An 18,304-nucleotide genomic window follows, 5' to 3' on the forward strand; every position below is an offset into this window, starting at 1 on the left:
ATGGAAATCGCACTCCTAACTTTTCTTGTCTGTATTGGCGGCACTCTCAGTATTTACCTCATTTTAAATAAACTTTCAGCAAAAAAAAGAATGGATCACAGGATGAAAACTTTCTTGGACTCTTCACAGACGGTGGAGAGTGAGGAAGAAAAACCGCAATCAGTTGTCTATCGATTTTTTCATTCCATTTCCGCAATTTTTGAAAATGTTAAAATTAGCAGGAAAACAGAAAAAATATTGAATGAAGCCGGCAGCACATATAAACCGGAAGAGTTTTTGGCGCTAAGATTTCTGGCGTCCGCCGGGTCCATCATCTTAACCTTTCTGCTTGGGCTGCCTTGGTATCTTCTAATTGTTGCGTTTGCGGTTGGATTTATGATTCCGAAGACTATAATGAAGCAAAAAAGAAAAAAGCGCCTGGCGCAAATCAATTATCAACTGATTGAGGTTTTGGGGATGATGGCCAATTCTATGCGGGCGGGCTTTAGTTTCATGCAGGCGATGCAGCTTGTCGGCAAGGAGTTCCCCGATCCGCTTGGTCCGGAATTTGATCGTGCTTTCCGGCAAGCGGGACTGGGAATGCCGATGGAGGATATTTTTGAAGAAATGGTTGAGCGAATGCCGAATAATGAATTGGAAGTGGTCGTCAGGGCGATTCTGGCGCAGAGAAGAAGCGGCGGAAATTTGGCTGAACTTCTTGAAACGATGGAGGAAACAATCAGGGGGAGGGTGCGTATTCTCGAAGAACTGCGCACATTAACCGCACAAGGCCGGCTGTCATCGTGGATTATTGCCCTGCTGCCTATAGCACTTGCTGCCTATTTATCGCTAGTAAACTGGGAATACTTTGCACCGATGCTGCAGCATCCGTTAGGCTGGTTGATGATATTTGTCGGGGCATTCGGAAATATAATTGGCTGGATCTGGATCAGGAAAATCATCCAAATTGAGGTGTAACCACAATGGGAGATTTGATTTTAGTATTTTTAATAACCGGGTTTGTAACGACGATGTTTGCGGCGATACTCTTAACCATTTATAAAAGAAAAATTGCGATCAATGAACGTGTGGAGACGTATTTTGGCGGAACCGCCATTAAAAATGATGAGAGTTTTCAGGAGAAACAAAAATCCGAGCTTAAGCAGATTTTCGATCAATATTGGGAAAAAGGAACTGAGGCCTTAAATAAAAAGGTTTCGAAAGAAGATAGAAAAAGATTGGATTCATTGCTTAGAGATGCGGGATATCCATTGAAGTCGGCCATTGATTTTAGGTTGTTTCAAATTCTGCTTAGTGCCGGCATGGGCCTTGCCATCTTTCTATTTATTTTTCCAAGTGCCGAAAATAAAACCTTGGCCTGGGTGATGGTCGCCACCATGGTATTACTGGGCTTCCGGCTGCCGATTTTTTATCTTGGGAAAAAGAAAACAGCCAGAATCAAGGCAATCAATAAAGCGATGCCGGATTACTTTGATACCGTAAACCTGTTGTTGGAAGCCGGCATGGGCCTCGATTTGGCTTTGAAAGAGGTTTCCTACAATATAAAAGGGCCGCTCGCGGATGAATTCCTGATGACGTTGGAAGATATGAAGCTTGGAAAATCAAGACGGGAAGCCTTCTATGAATTGAGGAGACGGGTGCCGTCGCACTCATTTCAAAGTATTATTACTTCGCTGATTCAGGCGGATCAGCTCGGAATCGGTATGGCAAAGGTGTTGGGGAATTTGACACTGCGTGTCCGGGAGCAGCGGCGTGAGTCGGCCCGGGAGCAGGCGATGAAGGCGCCGGTAAAAATGCTGTTTCCGATGGTATTTTTCATTTTTCCTTCCCTCTTTATCGTAATATTAGGGCCGCTAGTGATTACATTGGTGACGAAGGGGCTGGGCGGGTAAAAATGCCCCACCGGTTCACAATTTTTAAGGAAGGTGTTCAAAAAGGAGAGGTATAATGGATGGACAAATACTGCAAAGACTCCGAAAGGAAAAAGGGCTTTCAATCACAAAATTGAGTATCTTGACGGGGATTTCAAAGTCCTATATAAGCTTATTGGAACGGGGTATTCAGACAAATCCAAGTTTGGATATTTTGGAAAAAATAGCGCAAGCGTTACAAGTTGATGTTGAATACTTGGTGAAAAATCGAATTGGGACTAGTCCTTCCAATAATGACAAGGAACCTGGAATGAATAAACTAAAAGTTGAAATTGAGCTGAATGAGGAGCAACTGAGTCCTCAAAAAATAAAACAAATTAAAGATTTGTTGGATGCCATTAACTCGGACAAATAATCAATTTTTATTAAGAGGCCATTTGATGTAAAAGGGAAAGAATAGATAAAAATCCCAGACTTATAAATACAGAAACGGCTAATCTTAAAGCTGGAATATTAAGACGTGAAAACATAAATGAAACACATAAGCTAAACCAGATAACAATAGTAAAAATTATTAAGCTATCGAATAAATAATAAGGAAGTTTACTCCAATATACCAATCCACCGATTGATGCACTAAAAAGAATTGGAATAAACATATCCTTATTATTTTTTATTACTGGCTGACTTACGTGCTTAAGTGATTTTCCCAAAATCAAAGGAAATAGAAAGTACGGTAACACAAACCCAAAACACATCCCAGTAATTAATCTCCTAAGATTATTACTTTCAAAAAGGTTGATATATGATCCGATCCCATCAATAATTAGCGGCACCATTAATAATAGAAGAAAAAAACTCATTTTAATTGAAGGAATGGTTATATTTACTTTCCTTTTGAATAATTGTAAATAAACCAAGGTTGAAAAAATCCCTATATAAATCCCTGTGCAACGCGCACAGACAGATAGTGGTTTACCATCAATCATGAGTGAACGGTCCTCAAGCTGGTGACATATTGCCCCACCAAAGAAATGAAGTATTTCATCCAGCATACGTGATCACTCCTTTCCCAAAAAGACGAGACCCAATTCACCCGAGATGAATTGGGTCTCGTCTTTTTTTACAAAAAATTAATACCCCGTCATAAACGCCGGGACAATCGAAAATGCTGTTGCGGCAAACCAACAAATACAGCTCAATACAATCGAGACAATTCCAATAATCAAACAAGTCTTGCCGATGGCCATCTTTTCAACATCCTCACCATTCATCCAAATAATCCCTACAATAAGTCCAACTACAGGTATGAAAAACGATAAGATGTAAAGCAGGGCTTTCAGTCCGCCGGACACTTCAACACCTCCACTTGGTTTGCTTCGGCCAACATGAAATTCATTTCATTCCTTGATATGTATGTGAAAATCATCCGGATTTTGCCTGTCTGTTTTTTGGAAAAAATTTATAATTTTTCAACCATTATCATCATATATAAGTTACAATGATAAAGAAGGGATTTGTTGGAACTTGTCTGATTTTCTACTATTCTGGCTAATGTTTTAATAGAATTGTAATATTTTTAATAGATATGAAACACAACGGTCGAATTTTCGTCTATAATGAGGAAGGAAATAAAATTAACAAAGAGGGATGGAAAAATGGGGAAACTTAAGCAAAGAAGACAGGTCAAGGGTGTCATCGCACTTGCTGTCACGATTGTGGTATTGTTTACTGCCGTACTTGTGACAAACTACTTTAAGGCTAATGCTGCCGAAGAAACTACTAATCATAAAAACAATGAAAATATCAAAAAGGCTGTAGCGGCCAACTATCTTAATGAAAAACCTGAGAAGGAACTGCATCGCAAACATCAGGAAAAGGCGATGGCTTCATCTCGTGAAAGCACGGATACCACATCATCTGATATAGCCGCGACACCGCCTGCATCAAATGCCACTGCTTCCCAAACAACGCCGACTGAACCCAATGCTAATCAAACTCAGCCTGATGGGGCACAATCAGCGATTAACAATAAAACTGTTTTTCTAACCTTCGACGATGGCCCGGCGTCATTTAGCGGAGAGATTGTCACGTTGTTGGAGCAATATAATGCCAAAGCTACGTTTTTCATGATTGATGGGAATATTCGAAGGTATCCTGAAGCGGTTAAATTGATGGTTGATTCAGGACACGCGGTTGGGCTCCACAGTGTGTCCCACAATAAGAATGCATTTTATGCTTCGGCCAACTCCGTTTTGGGTGAGTTAAACCAAAATCGGAATACGCTTCTTGAAATTTCAGGCATTGATTCGCACTTGATGCGAACCCCATACGGCAGCGCGCCGTATATGACCGATGAATATAAAGCGGCTGTAGCGGCTAATGGATATCTAATGTGGGATTGGAATATCGATAGCAAGGATTGGTATTATAAAGATGAACGCTATGTCAATTCAGTCATAGAACAAATGAATGCTAAGGCCAATCATTCGGGCCCATTTGTCATTTTGCTTCATGAGAGAAAAGAAACACTTGCCCATTTGCCGAAGCTGCTCGACTATTTAAAGCAGCAGGGCTTTGAACTCAAAGCGATTGACAGCTCAATGGTTCCTGTTCAATTTTAATCATACTCTACATGGGAAATTTCCTTTTTAATTTGTTATAATAAACATGTAATTTCACTGGATGGGTGGATTATAGTCAGAATAATGGGGTTTGATAATTGCCGATGATAAATAAACTCTTTCAAAGCAGCAGTTTCAAAAGGATTTTAATCTTTGTTTTCGTTGCCATTGCGTTATATGCGATGCGGTCGATGATTAATTTAATATTGCTGACGTTCATTTTTACCTTCCTAATGGACCGGCTTGTCCAATTTATTGAACGGAAAATCCCGCTAAATCGTAGGCTGCTGGTCCTGATATCGTATGCCGTAATTGTCGGATTGCTCTCCTATGCTTTGGTCATGTACCTGCCGATGATTGTAAGTGAGATTACCCAGTTAATTAGACAGCTGACTGCTTTTTATACATCGAAGCATGATAATGTGGTGTTGAATTATATAATCGGCCAAATTAATGAGGAAAAAATCTCAAGCTACCTCGAACAGGGGGTAACTGTTCTATTCAGATATGCTACCGATATCAGCAAGATTAGCTTGCAGGTCCTGCTGGGACTATTGCTAAGTTTATTCTTCTTATTGGAAAAACCGCGCCTGATTGAATTTACCAGGAAATTCAGAACGAGCAAGGTTGCTTCGATCTATGTAGAAATTGAATTCTTTGCCCAAAAATTCGTTAGAACCTTCGGTAAAGTCATTGAGGCTCAGATTATCATCGCGGTTGTCAACTGTGTGCTGACCACTCTGGCCTTATGGCTGATGGATTTTCCGCAGCTTGGCGGCTTATCCATCATGATATTCGTATTAGGCTTGATCCCGGTTGCCGGAGTCATCATTTCGTTGATCCCGTTGACGATTATTGCCTATAGTATTGGCGGTTTTATCAAGGTTCTGTACGTCGGAATCGCGATTGCCATCATTCATGCAATTGAGGCGTACATTTTGAATCCAAACTTAATGAGTTCGAAAACCAATCTTCCCGTATTCTATACATTCATTGTGTTGATCTTCTCCGAGCACTTCTTTGGCGTCTGGGGATTGATCATCGGAATTCCGGTGTTTGTGTTCCTCCTGGATGTGTTGGAGGTTACGGAAACGAAGAAAACGTAAAGCCCTTATTCGGGGCTTTTTTGTTTGGACGTAAAAATGGTATGCTATGGTTATCATTGAAATAGGAGGATTTTTTCATGAGTGAATGCAAGCTGGATCATACCCATGAGGATGTTCAAAAAAAGTACGAGTCGCAAAAGCCATTTTTGCCTGAGGATATGGTGCCGTTATTTGAAGCGTTTTTCGCCAAGGAACACACCCAGGATATCCTGAACGAAGTGTTTCACTTATTGAAAAAATATGACCTGGCATCCAAAGAAGAGAAGGGTGAACGGACCAGCCGGTTGTATATGGTGTTGAGAAACCTATAAACGAATCATTTACCAGGGCCCCCTGCTTTTTGTATGGGGGTCTTTTTATTTTATCCCTTCTTCGTTCCCTTCTTCGCTTTCAAGACAGGTCCTTATTTTTTCATCATTATGGAAAAATTCCCTTACCTGCATTCATCGCTTCAATAAAGAAAATATTAAGGTTAGCAAATTCAATTAAAGGATTGGGGATACAATGGGAGAAATTTTTCAATTATTGAAACGTGGAAATCGATCGGCGATGCTTGCGGCGATTGTCAATACGGTTATTGCGATCATAAAAGGGATCGCCTATATGTTTACTGGGAATGTTGCGATGTTTGCGGAGACGATGCACAGCTTGGGGGATGCGGCAAACCAATTTTTTGTGTTCTTTGGGTCAGCATTAAGCAAAAAGGCCCCGACGGAAAAATTCCCTAACGGATTTGGCCGTCTGGTCAATCTGGTTCTGCTTGGCGCTGTTTTGATCGTCGGAATCATGGCGTTTGAAACCATCCGAGAAGGGTACCATCATGTCCTTCATCCTACCAAGTCGGGCGGCTTCATCATCAACCTGATTGTGCTGGTAATTGCGACCCTGTTGGAAACCTTTGTCCTTTACAAAGCGATGAAGGAGGTGCTCCATGAAGTTGGTAAGGAAGTAAGCGGACCGACTGTTTTTGTAAAAAGTTTTGCCCATTTAGGCAGGGCAAAACCGGCAACCAAGCTAGTGTTCATGGAAGACCTGGTTGCCACCTCGGGCGGTGTTTTAGCCATTCTTGCCGTAGTAATCGCCCATTTTACTGACTACCATCGGCTTGAGGGAATTGCCTCTATTTTGATTGGGCTTATGATGTTTTTTGTAGTCGGCAGAGTGTTTTTGGACAATGCCGCTGGAGTGATCGGTCAGGCGGACGAAGAAATGGAGAGCAAAATCGGTGCTATGGTGATGGCGGACCCGGATGTCAAGGATATCCAGGAAATTACCGTCATAAAGGAAGGCGAGGATTTGCATGTCGAGCTGGAAATTGAAATCGACCCGAGTCTGACAGTTGCGGAGGCAGATGACATTAAAGACCGCCTGCATGAAAAAATATTCGCAGAAAACGGCGTGGCCGATGTCAAAATTGAGATTGACGAAGAAGACGGAGTAATAACTTGGCAAGGAGAGAAGGAACCTGCTGAAACCAAAACCAAATAAATGATACCTGAGAATAACTCAGGTTAATGTTTGGAAATCTACACGTAGAGAATGTTTTAGGGGGCATATGTGATGGTTGAGCGCAGCATCAGGTTATCAAGTTCAGAAATCGCCGGTCTTTGGGCGGCCTATTTACAAGAGAGCATGACCGTTTGCCTGCTCACCTATTTCCAACATCATAATCAGGATGATGATTTAAAGACTATTTACCAGCAGGCCTATCAGATTTCAAATGGACATCTTGAAAAAATAACCGGCATCTGTAATGCGGAGGGCATTGCTGTGCCAGCAGGTTTTTCTGAGGATGACCTTGATTTATCAGCCCCGCCATTATTTTATGATATGTTCGGGCTCACCTTCATCTACATGATGAGCAGGCTATCGATGATTAACACGGGCTTTATTACCGCAAATGTTGCCCGTAAAGATGTGCTCGATTTTTTCGTGACAATGGTTCAGGAATCCACGGTTTTATACCAGAAATCCACGGAGTTACTATTAAAGAAAGGCTTATATGACCGACCGCCAATGATTCCTTATCCGACTAAGGTGGAATATGCAGAAAAGCTTTCCTACCTTAGCGGCTTTGGAAAAAAGCGGCCGGTAAACGTCGCCGAAATCACTGAGATTTTTTTCAATATCGAACGAAACTACTTTTCTACTTTGCTTTGTATGGGCTTGCTTCAGGTTGTTAAGGACAAGGAAATCCATGCCTTCATAAAGCAGGGGAAAAAAATATCCGAGTATCAAATTAGAACCTTTACTAATATTTTGATGAAGGAGGAACTGTTGGGCAACATTTCGACCAACATGGAGGTGACGGACTCAACTGTCTGTCCATTTTCTGACCGTCTGGTCGTCACCCTTTTTCATTCTCTGAATAGTATTGACATTACCCTGCTCGGCCACGCTCTGTCGCTGTCAATGAGGTCTGATTTGGTCATGCATTACCAAAAATACATTGCAGAGATCCTGCTGTATTCCGCCAAAGGGGTCGATATCATGATGGATCACGGCTGGTTCCAAGAACCGCCCCAGGCGCCAAGCAGGAGGGACCTTCAAAAAATAGACTAGGTTCGCGGTTTGATGGCAGCGAACCTTTTGGGGTGTTTATTCCCAACAAAACGGCCGATGGGCGAGTTTGCACTCATTCCCAAGGCTTTTTTGTCGTAAAATAAGCCGCCAACTCCTTGCTGTTTTTGCGGTGCAACTTCCGTTTTTCAGCACGTTCTTTTCCTGTTTCGAACAGCTTTTTTTCCTCTTCTGTTTCCGGGATGATTTTTGGTACCGGGGTTGGTTTGCCGTGTTCATCAAGGGCAACGAAAGTTAAAAACGCGGTTGCAGCGATTTTTCGATCACCGGTTAATAGGTTTTCAGCGATGACCTTAACAAACACCTCCATTGATGAAGTGCCGGTCCACGTGATAAACGATTCGATGCACACCGAGTCCTGTTGTGTGATAGGCTGAAGAAAATCAACGGAATCGGTTGAGGCCGTGACAATCTCTTTCCTGGAATGCCTTGTTGCTGAAATTGATGCGACCATGTCCATATCGCTCATCAGCTTGCCGCCAAACAGCGTGTTATGGTTATTGACATCGTTCGGAAACACCCGGCTTGTCCGGACCACTCGTGATTCATTGCATGTTTTTGCGTCCATTTTTTCAAAACCTCCTCTCTATAATTTACCCTTAACTTTAGTGAAAATGAAGCGATTGTGGTACATTAACAGTAACAATAATGTAAAAAAGGGGGCTCGATATCGATGGGCTTGCAGGCACAAATAATCAAGGATTTGAACGTTTCGCCTTCGATTGAACCAAAGGAAGAGATCCGCAAGCGGGTAGATTTTTTAAAAAATTATTTGTTAAAAACGAAGGCCAAAGGATATGTATTGGGCGTCAGCGGCGGCCAGGACTCGACGCTGGCAGGACGACTGGCGCAGCTGGCCGTGGAGGAACTCCGTCGTGAGGGGACTGACGCGACGTTTATAGCCGTGCGGCTGCCATACGGAGTCCAGCAGGATGAGGACGATGCCAAGAAGGCGATTGCGTTTATTCAGGCTGATAAGGAAATGGTGTTTAATATTAAAGCAGCTGTCGATGAGGTACAAAAGGAGTATGATGCAACTGCTCCTGGCCAGCCATTAAGCGATTACCAAAAAGGTAACGTAAAGGCGCGGATGCGGATGATTGCCCAGTACGCAGTCGGCGGCATGGAGGGTCTGCTTGTGATTGGCACGGACCATGCGGCCGAAGCGGTAACCGGGTTTTACACGAAATATGGCGATGGCGGTGCTGACGTATTGCCCTTGACGGGCCTGACGAAACGGCAGGGAAAGGCGCTGCTGCAAGAGCTCGGTGCTGAAGAACGTCTGTATTTAAAGGTGCCGACCGCCGATTTGCTCGATCAAAAACCGGGCCAAGCCGATGAAACGGAACTTGGAATCACCTATGATGAACTTGACGATTACCTAGAGGGAAAGACCGTCTCGCCAGAAGTTGCCGACAAAGTCGAAAAACGCTATATGATGAGCGAACACAAGCGAAGACTTCCCGCCTCCATGTTTGATGAATGGTGGAAGTGAGTTTTTTTGGGGGGCCGCCTTGGATGGGCGGCCCTTTTTGATGTTAGAGAGCCTCAAAATAGAGGGTGCGGATTTGGATAAGGTGGATTGAGGAAAAAACATAGGGGAAATTGACGTGAAGTGTCCTCAATCAGGGTGATAGAGGACAACACGGGGTGAAAATTGAAGCAAAGTGTCCTCAATGAGGTGGATAGAGGACTGAACGGTGTGAAAAGTGAAGCAAAGTGTCCTCAACAAAAACAGGCAATCCTATTGGAGCAGTCGAAGGCCGAAAATCCCCCATCCACTAAACGTATTTAAAATTTTCACAAAAATTCTATAAATGCAACCGTGTTAAGGGTTGTTTCGGGTCTATAATAAAATCAGGAAAAACTCTGGTCAATAGAGGTGGTGTTGATGATGAAGTCGCAATTAACGGAAGGGAAATTTCTTGTTTTTTCAACGATGGCGATCGTTTTGCTACTTGGCATCCATTTGTTCCAAGAGCAAATCAATATCATTTATAACCCTACTAATTATGTTGGTTTCCATACCCTGCTTGAAAGCTTCAGCATCTCGACATCATCCGCCATCATGCTATATGGATTGAAAAACTACGGAAAATCCGGGTCGAGTCAAATGCTGCTGCTGTCGTTTACGTTCCTCGTTGTGGGAACGTTGGATATGCTTCATACCTTAACATTCAAAGGAATGCCGTTTTTCCTCACTGAAAGCTCGGTGGCCAAAGCTACCTGGTTCTGGGTATCCGCACGAGCGATTCAAGCCGTGTTGATTTTAGCCATTCTGGTGCTTCCAAATTGGAAATTAAAAAGGGATTACCGCTTTCCGATGTATCTGTTGGCTTTCCTAATGATTGGTGCCATCGGAACAGTCGTCTTTACTTTTGAAAAAAGCCTCCCTCTCCTGGTGATAGAGGGGAAGGGAACGACTCCATTAAAAAACGGAATTGAATATTTCGTCTGCTTCGTGCAGTTTCTCGCACTCATTTTCACGCTCTACAAATACCACATGGAGAAAAGTGAAACAAAGCTGGCGATTGCGCTCGCACTGTTTTTCCTGCTTTTAACCAGCTTGATTTTTACCATTTACCGTAGTGTATTTGACCTCGATAATTTTACGGGCCATATTTTCAAGGCGATTGGCTTCTATTATATACTGAAGGGTTTTTATTTCAAAAAAGGGGAGTTTGAGCGCGCCGAAATGGAACATCAAAAGCTGATTAACGACCTGCCCGGGTTTATTTTCAAAGCGGCCAAGAAGGGCAATCAGTTTGTCTTTACTTATGGGGCGGGCGAATTGCTTCAGCAGCTGCATATTGAAAAAGATCAATTAATCGGGAAGCCGCTCAAGGAAGTTTTTGCTGCGAACCCTGCGAAAATCCAAGAATATTGCCAATTGGCGCTAAACCTTCAAGAAAAAACGGTTTTTGAAATGAATCATCTTGATAAAACAATGTTAATCTCAATTAAGCCCGGGTTCGATGAATTTGAACCGGAAGTGGTGCTCGGATCTGTTATTGAAATGACTGGATTTTATCAGGAGCCTGCTATAAAGGGTAGAAACAAGAAAGGATCAAAGTTTGCTGTCATGTGACCCATCATTGGGTCGCATTTTTTTGCGCAATTATTTTAATTCTCTAATACTTTAGCGAGGTAAATTTTTCAATTGACAGGTGCTATTGCAGGTTTTATTATATTAGCATACTAAAGGAAATGGTGCTCATCGAGAGGGGCTAACATCATGGGGAAATCAAATAAATTAGGTTTTTGGGTATTAACGGCATTAGTCGTTGGAAATATGGTTGGATCAGGCATTTTCATGCTTCCAAGGTCGTTATCGGAGGCAGCGAGTCCTGCCGGTGTCATTTCGGCGTGGCTGTTTACCGGTTTTGGTGTGTTGACAATTGCGTTGGTGTTCGGCAATTTGGCGATTCGCAAGCCGAACTTGACGGGCGGCCCGCAAATTTATGCCAGTGCACTTTTTAAACAAGGTTCTACGGCTTCGAAATTATCAGGTTTTATGTCCTCTTGGGGTTATTGGGTCGGGAACTTGGCTGGGATTGTCGCGGTCATTACCACTTTCGCCAGCTATTTATCGACGTTCTTTCCAATCTTAACGAGCGCAACGCCATGGTTTACCATCGGCAGTTTCACGGTTAAAGTAGGAAACGGTTTAACCTTTATCATTTGCACTGCGCTTTTATGGGGGATTCACTTTATCATTTTGCGCGGCATGGAGAGTGCCGGAAGACTAAACTTTGTGGCCACAGCCGCAAAAGTGGTCGGTTTCTTTCTGTTTATTATTGTCGGTTTGTTTGCCTTTCAAAAAAGTAATATCATGCCGTTTACCGCTGCAAGATTTAATGAAGCGGGACAGGCCATTGGCATGATGTCACAGGTTAACAATGCAGCGGTTAATACATTATGGGCGTTTATCGGGATCGAGTCGGCCATGGTGTTTGCCGGCCGTGCCAAAAAACAAATCGATGTAAAGCGCGCCACGATTCTTGGATTATTTATCGTGTTGGCTATCTATATCGGCATCAGCACCCTGGCAATGGGAATGCTTGACCAAAACACCTTGATTCAGTCGGATAAGCCGTTAATCGATGCGATTCAAACCGTATTGGGCCAGCTTGGCGGCAAGGTATTGGCGGCTGTCGGATTGATCAGCTTGTTCGGTTCAACCATCGGCTGGGTCATGCTAAGTGCGGAGGTACCATACCAGGCGGCGAAACAAGGCTTGTTCCTGCCAGCATTTTTAAAAGAAGATAAAAAGGGCTTGCCGTCCTTTTCGCTGCTGTTAACGAACGGATTGGCGCAAATCTTTGTTTTTTCAACCATATCGAAATCGATTTCCGGCGCCTTTGACTTTATCATTGTCATTGCAACACTGGCATATCTGGTCCCATATTTCATTTCATCGGTTTACCAGTTAAAGCTTGTCGTAACCGGAGAAACATATACTGGCAACAAAGCCAGAATCACCGACGGGATCATCGCTTTGATCGCCACTCTCTATTCGACATGGGTCATCATTGCCGGGACTGCAGATCTCAAAACGTTTGGGTTGGGAGTCCTACTAATTGCGAGCGGCATCTTGTTCTGCCGCCCGATTTTGAAAAAGCGTACAATCGTCAAACAAAAGAAGGCATTATCCGCCTAGCCTATCGATTTTTTTTCGATAGGTTTTTATTTTTTAAAAAAGGGAAAAATAACACCGAAATATTTCTTTTGACAGAATTGAACTATTGTAATAAGATTAAAAACCGATAAGACAACTGAGAATTGGATGTAGGAGGTTCAACGATGAAAAAACTTTCACTATTATTTGCGTTATTGCTAAGCTTCATGCTCGTATTGGCGGCATGCGGCAAGGATGATGAGAAAAAGGATGAAAAGAAAGAGAATAACAAGACGGCTGAAAAGGCTGATAACAAAGATTTACTGGCCAAGGTTAAGGATGACGGAAAGATTCTTGTCGGAACAGAAGGTACATATGCTCCATTTACGTTCCATGATCCAAGCGGTAAATTAACCGGTTTTGACGTTGAGCTGGCTGAAGAAGTGGCCAAACGGATTGGCGTAAAGGTAGAGTTTAAAGAAACCCAGTGGGACGGCATGTTTGCCGGTCTTGATGCCAAGCGCTTTGACATGGTTGCCAACCAGGTAGGAATCCGTCCTGACCGCCAGGAAAAATACGATTTTTCAGATCCGTATATTAAATCTGCGGCGGTTTTGATTGTTTCTAAGGACAACGATAAAGTAAAAGCATTTGAAGACATTAAGGGATTAAATGCCGCACAAACGCTGACAAGCAATTACGGCGATATGGCAAGAAAATATGGCGCGAATATTGTCGGAGTGGAAGGCTTCCAGCAGTCCGTTGAGCTGCTAGCCCAGAAGCGAGTGGATTTGACAATCAATGATAAAATTTCCTATCTCGATTATATGAAGCAAAAGCCGGATGCGCCGATTAAGATTGCTGCAACAAGTGCCGATGCTTCTGCCAGCGGGTTCCTGTTCAGAAAGAACAGTGACACACTCGTTGATGCTGTCAATAAGGCATTAAAGGAAATGGTGGATGACGGTACTTATACAAAAATTTCCGAGAAATGGTTTGGTGTAGATGTACTTAAGTAGTATTTTTACTGACCCGGAACGGGCCGAAAAACTCATTGAGATTGCAAAAACCTCCCTCTGGCCGATGCTGGAGGGAGCTATTATGAATACAATCCCGTTAACGCTTCTTTCGTTCGTTTTTGGCTTGATTCTGGCGGTGTTAACGGCGCTTGCAAGGATTTCCCATGTAAAGCTGTTTCAGGGAATTGCCCGCGTGTACGTTTCCATCATTCGCGGCACGCCGTTGTTAGTGCAATTATTCATTATTTTCTATGGGCTGCCGAATTTAGGAATCACACTTGATCCATTTATATCAGCGGTAATCGGCTTTTCACTGAGCGTTGGGGCCTATGCGTCGGAAATTATCCGCGCCGCCATCCTGTCGATTCCGAAAGGGCAATGGGAAGCGGGATATTCCATTGGCATGACATACACTCAGGCATTGCGGAGAATTATCCTGCCTCAGGCCGCAAGAGTATCTGTACCGCCATTATCGAATTCATTTATTAGCTTAGTAAAGGATACTTCACTTGCCTCGCTTGTGCTAGTGACAGAAATGTTCCGCCGCGCCCAAGTAATTGCCGCACGTAACTATGAATTTTTGCTCGTTTATACAGAGGCTGCGATAATTTACTGGGTGCTTTGCTTTTTCCTGTCGATTTTGCAGCAATACATGGAGCGTCGCTTGGATCGGTACGTGTAAGATAAATTTTATTTGCGAAATAGGTAAGTTTATTTGCGGCTCGCGAGGGACCCCAAATTTTATTTGCGGATTTTAACAGTTTATTTGCGCTTCTGACTGTTTTATTTGCGAAATTCCTATATTTCTTTGCGACTCAAAAAAGATCCCATAAAAAAGGGAGTATCACAATGATTTCAATTAAAGGATTACACAAGCAATTTGGTCAGCTTGAGGTATTGAAAGGCATTGACCTACAGGTGGAAAAAGGAAAGGTAGTGGTGGTCATCGGCCCATCCGGTTCCGGCAAGACCACTATGCTCCGTTGCCTCAATGTCCTAGAAACGCCGACTAGCGGTGTCATTTCCATCGAGGGTCAGAGCCTTGACTTTTCCAAAGCTGTTTCGAAAAAAAATATTGCCTCGTTCCGGCGTCTGACCGGAATGGTGTTTCAAAACTATAATCTCTTCCCACATAAGACGGCACTCGAAAATGTTATGGAGGGCCCAATAATTGTCAAGGGTGAGTCGAAAGAAACGGCACGGAAACGAGCGACATCACTGTTAGAAAAAGTGGGTCTCGGCGATAAGATGGACTATTATCCTGCGCAATTGTCAGGCGGTCAGCAGCAGCGTGTCGGCATCGCCCGCGCGTTGGCGATGGAGCCGGAAGTCATGCTGTTCGACGAACCGACCTCGGCGCTTGACCCTGAGCTTGTCGGCGAGGTGCTAAAGGTAATGAAAGACTTGGCGCAAGAGGGGATGACGATGATTGTCGTCACTCACGAAATGCGCTTTGCCCGGGATGTCGCCGATGAAGTCATTTTCATGGACGGCGGCGTTGTTGTAGAACGTAATAAGCCGGAAGAAATCTTCACCAACCCAAAAGAGGAACGAACAAGGAAGTTTTTGAATATGATTCAGTAAGGTGCTCTAGCTTCAGGCTGGGGCATTTTTTTGTGGAAAAACTTTTCATGCATGTGATTGCTCATGTATTATTTTGTGAAAAATACAATAGATACTGTCGAAGGTTAGAAGGATTAGGTATAATTAAATATAGGAAGCTTTCAAACTTATAGCTTGGAAAATAACATAATTTTCCCACAAAAAAAGTGAAACTTTTCCCGTTTTTGTTCGTATTACATACCATACAGCATCTAGGGAAGGACCGATGCCACCATGCTAATTTGAAAGCGTAATCCCCCTGAAATACCTTTCTTTGTATTTCCCAAAATACAATTTATGAAAAGGAATGATGCTAATGGAACTTTTCGGCTTGCCAATCGTGACGGTTTATTTGTACGCCCTGATTATTTCAGGGGTCCTGACGTTTTTGTATATCCTGTTTGCGGATGTATTGCATATTGATACCGGTGACCTTCACTTCTTAAACCCGGTACTGATTTTGGCGTTTATCACCTTTTTATCTGCAAGCGGTTATTTGTTTGAAAGATTAACCAGCCTTCATTATTTGCTTATTTTGGGTATTTCCGCAGTTATCTCATTTATTCTTGTTACGTTATTAAATGTATTTATACTTGTACCGTTGTCTTCCGCGGAGGAATCACTTGTTTATAAAGAATCTGACCTGAGGGGACGGATTGGCAAGGTCATCACTCCAATTCCTGTCGACGGATACGGCGAAGTGATCATTGAGAACGCCAGCGGTAGAATTGCCAAGCCGGCGAAAAGCTTTGATGGCGAAGCGATTCAGAGCGACACCAAGGTGCTTGTGGTTCAGGTGAAAAACGGCGTCCTCGAGGTAACCGTTAATCAGGAGTTGGAAAGTTTTTTATAGTGAGGTACTCGGTGGACCAAAAATCTGCCGGCTAAAATATTCACCACAGAAAGAGGAGGTTGTTCGATGGAATTTAATTTTGTATGGGTCATTATTGGGATTGTCGCACTTATTTTAATTGCACTGATTGGAGTCTTTGTAACTAAGTACAAAACCGCGGGACCTGATGAAGCGCTGATTGTAACAGGAAGCTTTCTCGGGAATAAAAACGTACAAGTAGATGAAGCGGGCAATAAAATCAAAATTATCCGCGGTGGCGGTACGTTTATTTTGCCAGTATTTCAACAGGCCCAGCCGTTAAGTTTATTATCCAGTAAATTGGAAGTTACCACCCCTGAAGTTTACACCGAGCAAGGCGTTCCTGTAATGGCCGACGGTGTCGCTATCATTAAAATAGGCGGCTCGATTAGCGAAATCGCTACTGCAGCCGAGCAGTTTCTTGGTAAGCCAAAGGATGATCGGGAAAATGAAGCGAAGGAAGTTTTGGAAGGACACCTACGCTCTATCCTTGGTTCGATGACTGTTGAAGAAATTTATAAAAACCGTGATAAATTCTCGCAAGAAGTCCAGCGTGTCGCATCACAGGACTTGGCGAAAATGGGACTTGTCATTGTATCATTTACGATAAAAGATGTCCGTGATAAAAACGGCTACCTGGATGCCCTTGGTAAGCCACGGATTGCGCAAGTGAAGCGAGATGCTGATATCGCCACAGCTGAGGCGGATAAAGAAACCCGGATTAAAAAAGCGGAAGCAGCCAAAGATGCCAAACGTTCTGAATTAGAGCGGGCCACTGAAATCGCTGAAGCTGAAAAAGTGAATCAATTGAAAATAGCGGAATTCCGACGTGAGCAGGATATTGCCAAGGCTCGCGCCGATATGGCCTATGATCTTGAAAGTGCCAAGGCGAAACAAGATGTTACCGAACAAGAAATGCAGGTTAAGATTATTGAACGTCAAAAGCAAATCGAGCTCGAGGAAAAAGAAATCCTTCGCCGCGAGCGTCAATACGATTCCGAAGTGAAGAAGAAAGCCGACGCCGACCGTTATGCAGTCATCCAGGCTGCCGAAGCGGAAAAAGCGAAGCAAATCGCCGAGGCCGAAGCCAATAAATACCGGATTGAAGCGATGGCAAAAGCCGAAGCAGAACGCGTCCGCATCGACGGTCTTGCGAAAGCGGAAGCACAAAAGGCCCAGGGTCTTTCAGAAGCAGAAGTTATCCGCATGAAGGGTCTCGCCGAAGCGGAAGCCAAAGAAAAGATCGCCGAAGCGTTCGAGCAATTCGGTCAGGCTGCGATTCTTGACATGGTTGTCAAAATGTTGCCTGAATATGCGAAGCAGGTCGCTGCACCGCTTTCTAATATCGATAAGATTACTGTTGTTGACACAGGCGGTTCCGGTGAAAATGGCGGCGGTGCCAACAAAATTACCAGCTATGCCACCAATTTGATGGCGAGCCTCCAGGAGTCATTGAAGGCATCCAGCGGCATCGACGTTAAGGAATTGATTGAAAACTACTCCGGGAAATCAAATGTAAAACGAAGCATTGAAGATTTAACTGACGCAATTAAGAAGGAAGATTAATAGATGTACGAAATCCCTACCGGGCGAAGTGCTTGGTAGGGATTTTTTTGAGGTATAAGGGGTCGGAGTTCCATTTTTGTTCCAAAAATTGTCGTGAGGGCTGAAATTTTTGTAGTGAGGACCCGATATTTTGTCGTGAGCGGCCAAGTTTTTGGAGTGAGAGTTCGAAATTTTGTCGTAAGCGGCCAAGTTTTTGTAGTGAGAGTTCGAAATTTTGTCGTGAGCGGCCAAGTTTTTGTAGTGAGAGTTCGAAATTTTGTCGTAAGTGGTTCAACTTTTGTAGTAAGGGCCTACACAAAATTTTTGTGGGGAAATCGACCTTGTTGTGACGAATTTTTTTCAAAAAAATAGTGCCCCGCATTTCGGAACACCCGTTATATCAAAAGAAAGGTATTTTGGGATGAGTAAGTGGCTTACTGCATCAGGAAGGTGATCCCGCTAACTTGG

Annotated in this window: 19 protein-coding genes; 16 read left to right on the forward strand and 3 right to left on the reverse strand. The window is 43.4% G+C overall.

Going from position 1 to position 18,304, the window contains the following annotated elements:
- From M3234_RS12745 to M3234_RS12755, 3 genes are read left to right on the forward strand one after another with little or no spacing between them, the layout of a single operon-like run.
- Entirely contained in the window at positions 1–957 is a 957-nt protein-coding gene (locus M3234_RS12745) for a type II secretion system F family protein (RefSeq protein WP_262305076.1), read from the forward strand.
- Between the two features lie 5 nt (positions 958–962).
- Positions 963–1,892 (forward strand): type II secretion system F family protein, encoded by a 930-nt coding sequence (locus tag M3234_RS12750; RefSeq protein ID WP_262305077.1) that lies wholly within the window; start codon positions 963–965, stop codon positions 1,890–1,892.
- A gap of 55 nt (positions 1,893–1,947) precedes the next feature.
- On the forward strand, positions 1,948–2,286 hold the full coding sequence (locus M3234_RS12755; RefSeq protein WP_262305078.1) for a helix-turn-helix domain-containing protein: 339 nt from the start codon (positions 1,948–1,950) through the stop codon (positions 2,284–2,286).
- A 10-nt stretch (positions 2,287–2,296) separates the two neighbouring features.
- Here the strand turns inward: M3234_RS12755 and M3234_RS12760 are convergent, their stop codons facing one another.
- Together M3234_RS12760 and M3234_RS12765 are read right to left on the reverse strand one after the other, a co-directional pair.
- A complete protein-coding gene (locus M3234_RS12760) occupies positions 2,297–2,926 on the reverse strand; it encodes a DUF2085 domain-containing protein (protein ID WP_262305079.1) in 630 nt (209 codons plus the stop codon).
- A gap of 78 nt (positions 2,927–3,004) precedes the next feature.
- A complete protein-coding gene (locus M3234_RS12765; RefSeq protein WP_262305080.1) occupies positions 3,005–3,226 on the reverse strand; it encodes a hypothetical protein in 222 nt (73 codons plus the stop codon).
- A gap of 303 nt (positions 3,227–3,529) precedes the next feature.
- Between M3234_RS12765 and M3234_RS12770 the strand changes: the two genes are divergently transcribed.
- The 5 genes from M3234_RS12770 to M3234_RS12790 all read left to right on the forward strand — a co-directional run bounded on the left by M3234_RS12770 (position 3,530) and on the right by M3234_RS12790 (position 8,163).
- Positions 3,530–4,495 carry a polysaccharide deacetylase family protein gene (locus tag M3234_RS12770; RefSeq protein ID WP_262305081.1) on the forward strand — a complete coding sequence of 322 codons (966 nt, stop codon included), beginning with the start codon at positions 3,530–3,532 and terminating at the stop codon, positions 4,493–4,495.
- Between the two features lie 98 nt (positions 4,496–4,593).
- Complete coding sequence (locus tag M3234_RS12775) at positions 4,594–5,601, forward strand: AI-2E family transporter (protein ID WP_396953950.1); 1,008 nt, start codon at positions 4,594–4,596, stop codon at positions 5,599–5,601.
- A gap of 77 nt (positions 5,602–5,678) precedes the next feature.
- Positions 5,679–5,912, forward strand: coding sequence for a group-specific protein (locus M3234_RS12780; RefSeq protein ID WP_262305082.1), 234 nt, complete (start codon positions 5,679–5,681; stop codon positions 5,910–5,912).
- A gap of 193 nt (positions 5,913–6,105) precedes the next feature.
- On the forward strand, positions 6,106–7,089 hold the full coding sequence (locus M3234_RS12785) for a cation diffusion facilitator family transporter (RefSeq protein ID WP_262305083.1): 984 nt from the start codon (positions 6,106–6,108) through the stop codon (positions 7,087–7,089).
- A gap of 72 nt (positions 7,090–7,161) precedes the next feature.
- Positions 7,162–8,163, forward strand: a complete 1,002-nt coding sequence (locus M3234_RS12790) for a DUF3231 family protein (protein WP_262305084.1) — start codon at positions 7,162–7,164, stop codon at positions 8,161–8,163.
- Positions 8,164–8,236: 73 nt separating this feature from the next.
- On the opposite strand, the gene M3234_RS12795 is transcribed toward M3234_RS12790, so the two are convergent.
- Positions 8,237–8,749: an acyl-CoA thioesterase gene (locus M3234_RS12795; RefSeq protein WP_262305085.1), complete on the reverse strand. Its 513-nt coding sequence runs from the start codon at positions 8,747–8,749 to the stop codon at positions 8,237–8,239.
- A gap of 105 nt (positions 8,750–8,854) precedes the next feature.
- Here M3234_RS12795 and nadE point away from each other — a divergent pair, with 105 nt between their 5' ends.
- The 8 genes from nadE to M3234_RS12835 all read left to right on the forward strand — a co-directional run bounded on the left by nadE (position 8,855) and on the right by M3234_RS12835 (position 17,857).
- Positions 8,855–9,676 carry an ammonia-dependent NAD(+) synthetase gene (nadE, locus tag M3234_RS12800; protein WP_262305086.1) on the forward strand — a complete coding sequence of 274 codons (822 nt, stop codon included), beginning with the start codon at positions 8,855–8,857 and terminating at the stop codon, positions 9,674–9,676.
- 396 nt (positions 9,677–10,072) lie between these two features.
- Positions 10,073–11,269, forward strand: coding sequence for an MASE3 domain-containing protein (locus tag M3234_RS12805; RefSeq protein ID WP_262305087.1), 1,197 nt, complete (start codon positions 10,073–10,075; stop codon positions 11,267–11,269).
- Between the two features lie 147 nt (positions 11,270–11,416).
- Positions 11,417–12,841 (forward strand): amino acid permease, encoded by a 1,425-nt coding sequence (locus tag M3234_RS12810; protein WP_262305088.1) that lies wholly within the window; start codon positions 11,417–11,419, stop codon positions 12,839–12,841.
- Positions 12,842–12,984: 143 nt separating this feature from the next.
- Positions 12,985–13,818 (forward strand): amino acid ABC transporter substrate-binding protein, encoded by an 834-nt coding sequence (locus M3234_RS12815; RefSeq protein WP_262305089.1) that lies wholly within the window; start codon positions 12,985–12,987, stop codon positions 13,816–13,818.
- The gene (locus M3234_RS12820; protein ID WP_262305090.1) at positions 13,805–14,500 is read left to right on the forward strand and encodes an amino acid ABC transporter permease; all 696 of its coding nucleotides are present in this window, start codon (positions 13,805–13,807) and stop codon (positions 14,498–14,500) included. Before M3234_RS12815 ends, M3234_RS12820 begins: the two co-directional genes overlap by 14 nt.
- 167 nt (positions 14,501–14,667) lie before the next feature.
- Positions 14,668–15,402 (forward strand): amino acid ABC transporter ATP-binding protein, encoded by a 735-nt coding sequence (locus tag M3234_RS12825; RefSeq protein WP_262305091.1) that lies wholly within the window; start codon positions 14,668–14,670, stop codon positions 15,400–15,402.
- A gap of 334 nt (positions 15,403–15,736) precedes the next feature.
- A complete protein-coding gene (locus M3234_RS12830) occupies positions 15,737–16,273 on the forward strand; it encodes an NfeD family protein (RefSeq protein WP_262305092.1) in 537 nt (178 codons plus the stop codon).
- Positions 16,274–16,339: 66 nt separating this feature from the next.
- Positions 16,340–17,857 (forward strand): flotillin family protein, encoded by a 1,518-nt coding sequence (locus M3234_RS12835; protein ID WP_262305093.1) that lies wholly within the window; start codon positions 16,340–16,342, stop codon positions 17,855–17,857.
- The last annotated feature ends 447 nt before the right edge of the window (positions 17,858–18,304 follow it).

It is taken from the genome of Neobacillus niacini (assembly GCF_023715785.1).
In the GTDB taxonomy this organism is placed as follows: domain Bacteria; phylum Bacillota; class Bacilli; order Bacillales; family Cytobacillaceae; genus Neobacillus; species Neobacillus niacini_E.

Coding starts and splice junctions, on each gene's coding strand:
- M3234_RS12815 (WP_262305089.1), top strand. CDS start 12,985: ATGAAAAAACTTTCACTATTATTTGCGTTATTGCTAAGCTTCATGCTC.
- M3234_RS12745 (WP_262305076.1), top strand. CDS start 1: ATGGAAATCGCACTCCTAACTTTTCTTGTCTGTATTGGCGGCACTCTC.
- M3234_RS12760 (WP_262305079.1), bottom strand. CDS start 2,926: ATGCTGGATGAAATACTTCATTTCTTTGGTGGGGCAATATGTCACCAG.
- M3234_RS12770 (WP_262305081.1), top strand. CDS start 3,530: ATGGGGAAACTTAAGCAAAGAAGACAGGTCAAGGGTGTCATCGCACTT.
- M3234_RS12780 (WP_262305082.1), top strand. CDS start 5,679: ATGAGTGAATGCAAGCTGGATCATACCCATGAGGATGTTCAAAAAAAG.
- M3234_RS12750 (WP_262305077.1), top strand. CDS start 963: ATGGGAGATTTGATTTTAGTATTTTTAATAACCGGGTTTGTAACGACG.
- M3234_RS12795 (WP_262305085.1), bottom strand. CDS start 8,749: ATGGACGCAAAAACATGCAATGAATCACGAGTGGTCCGGACAAGCCGG.
- M3234_RS12830 (WP_262305092.1), top strand. CDS start 15,737: ATGGAACTTTTCGGCTTGCCAATCGTGACGGTTTATTTGTACGCCCTG.
- M3234_RS12785 (WP_262305083.1), top strand. CDS start 6,106: ATGGGAGAAATTTTTCAATTATTGAAACGTGGAAATCGATCGGCGATG.
- M3234_RS12755 (WP_262305078.1), top strand. CDS start 1,948: ATGGATGGACAAATACTGCAAAGACTCCGAAAGGAAAAAGGGCTTTCA.
- nadE (WP_262305086.1), top strand. CDS start 8,855: ATGGGCTTGCAGGCACAAATAATCAAGGATTTGAACGTTTCGCCTTCG.
- M3234_RS12825 (WP_262305091.1), top strand. CDS start 14,668: ATGATTTCAATTAAAGGATTACACAAGCAATTTGGTCAGCTTGAGGTA.
- M3234_RS12810 (WP_262305088.1), top strand. CDS start 11,417: ATGGGGAAATCAAATAAATTAGGTTTTTGGGTATTAACGGCATTAGTC.
- M3234_RS12835 (WP_262305093.1), top strand. CDS start 16,340: ATGGAATTTAATTTTGTATGGGTCATTATTGGGATTGTCGCACTTATT.
- M3234_RS12820 (WP_262305090.1), top strand. CDS start 13,805: ATGTACTTAAGTAGTATTTTTACTGACCCGGAACGGGCCGAAAAACTC.
- M3234_RS12805 (WP_262305087.1), top strand. CDS start 10,073: ATGATGAAGTCGCAATTAACGGAAGGGAAATTTCTTGTTTTTTCAACG.
- M3234_RS12790 (WP_262305084.1), top strand. CDS start 7,162: ATGGTTGAGCGCAGCATCAGGTTATCAAGTTCAGAAATCGCCGGTCTT.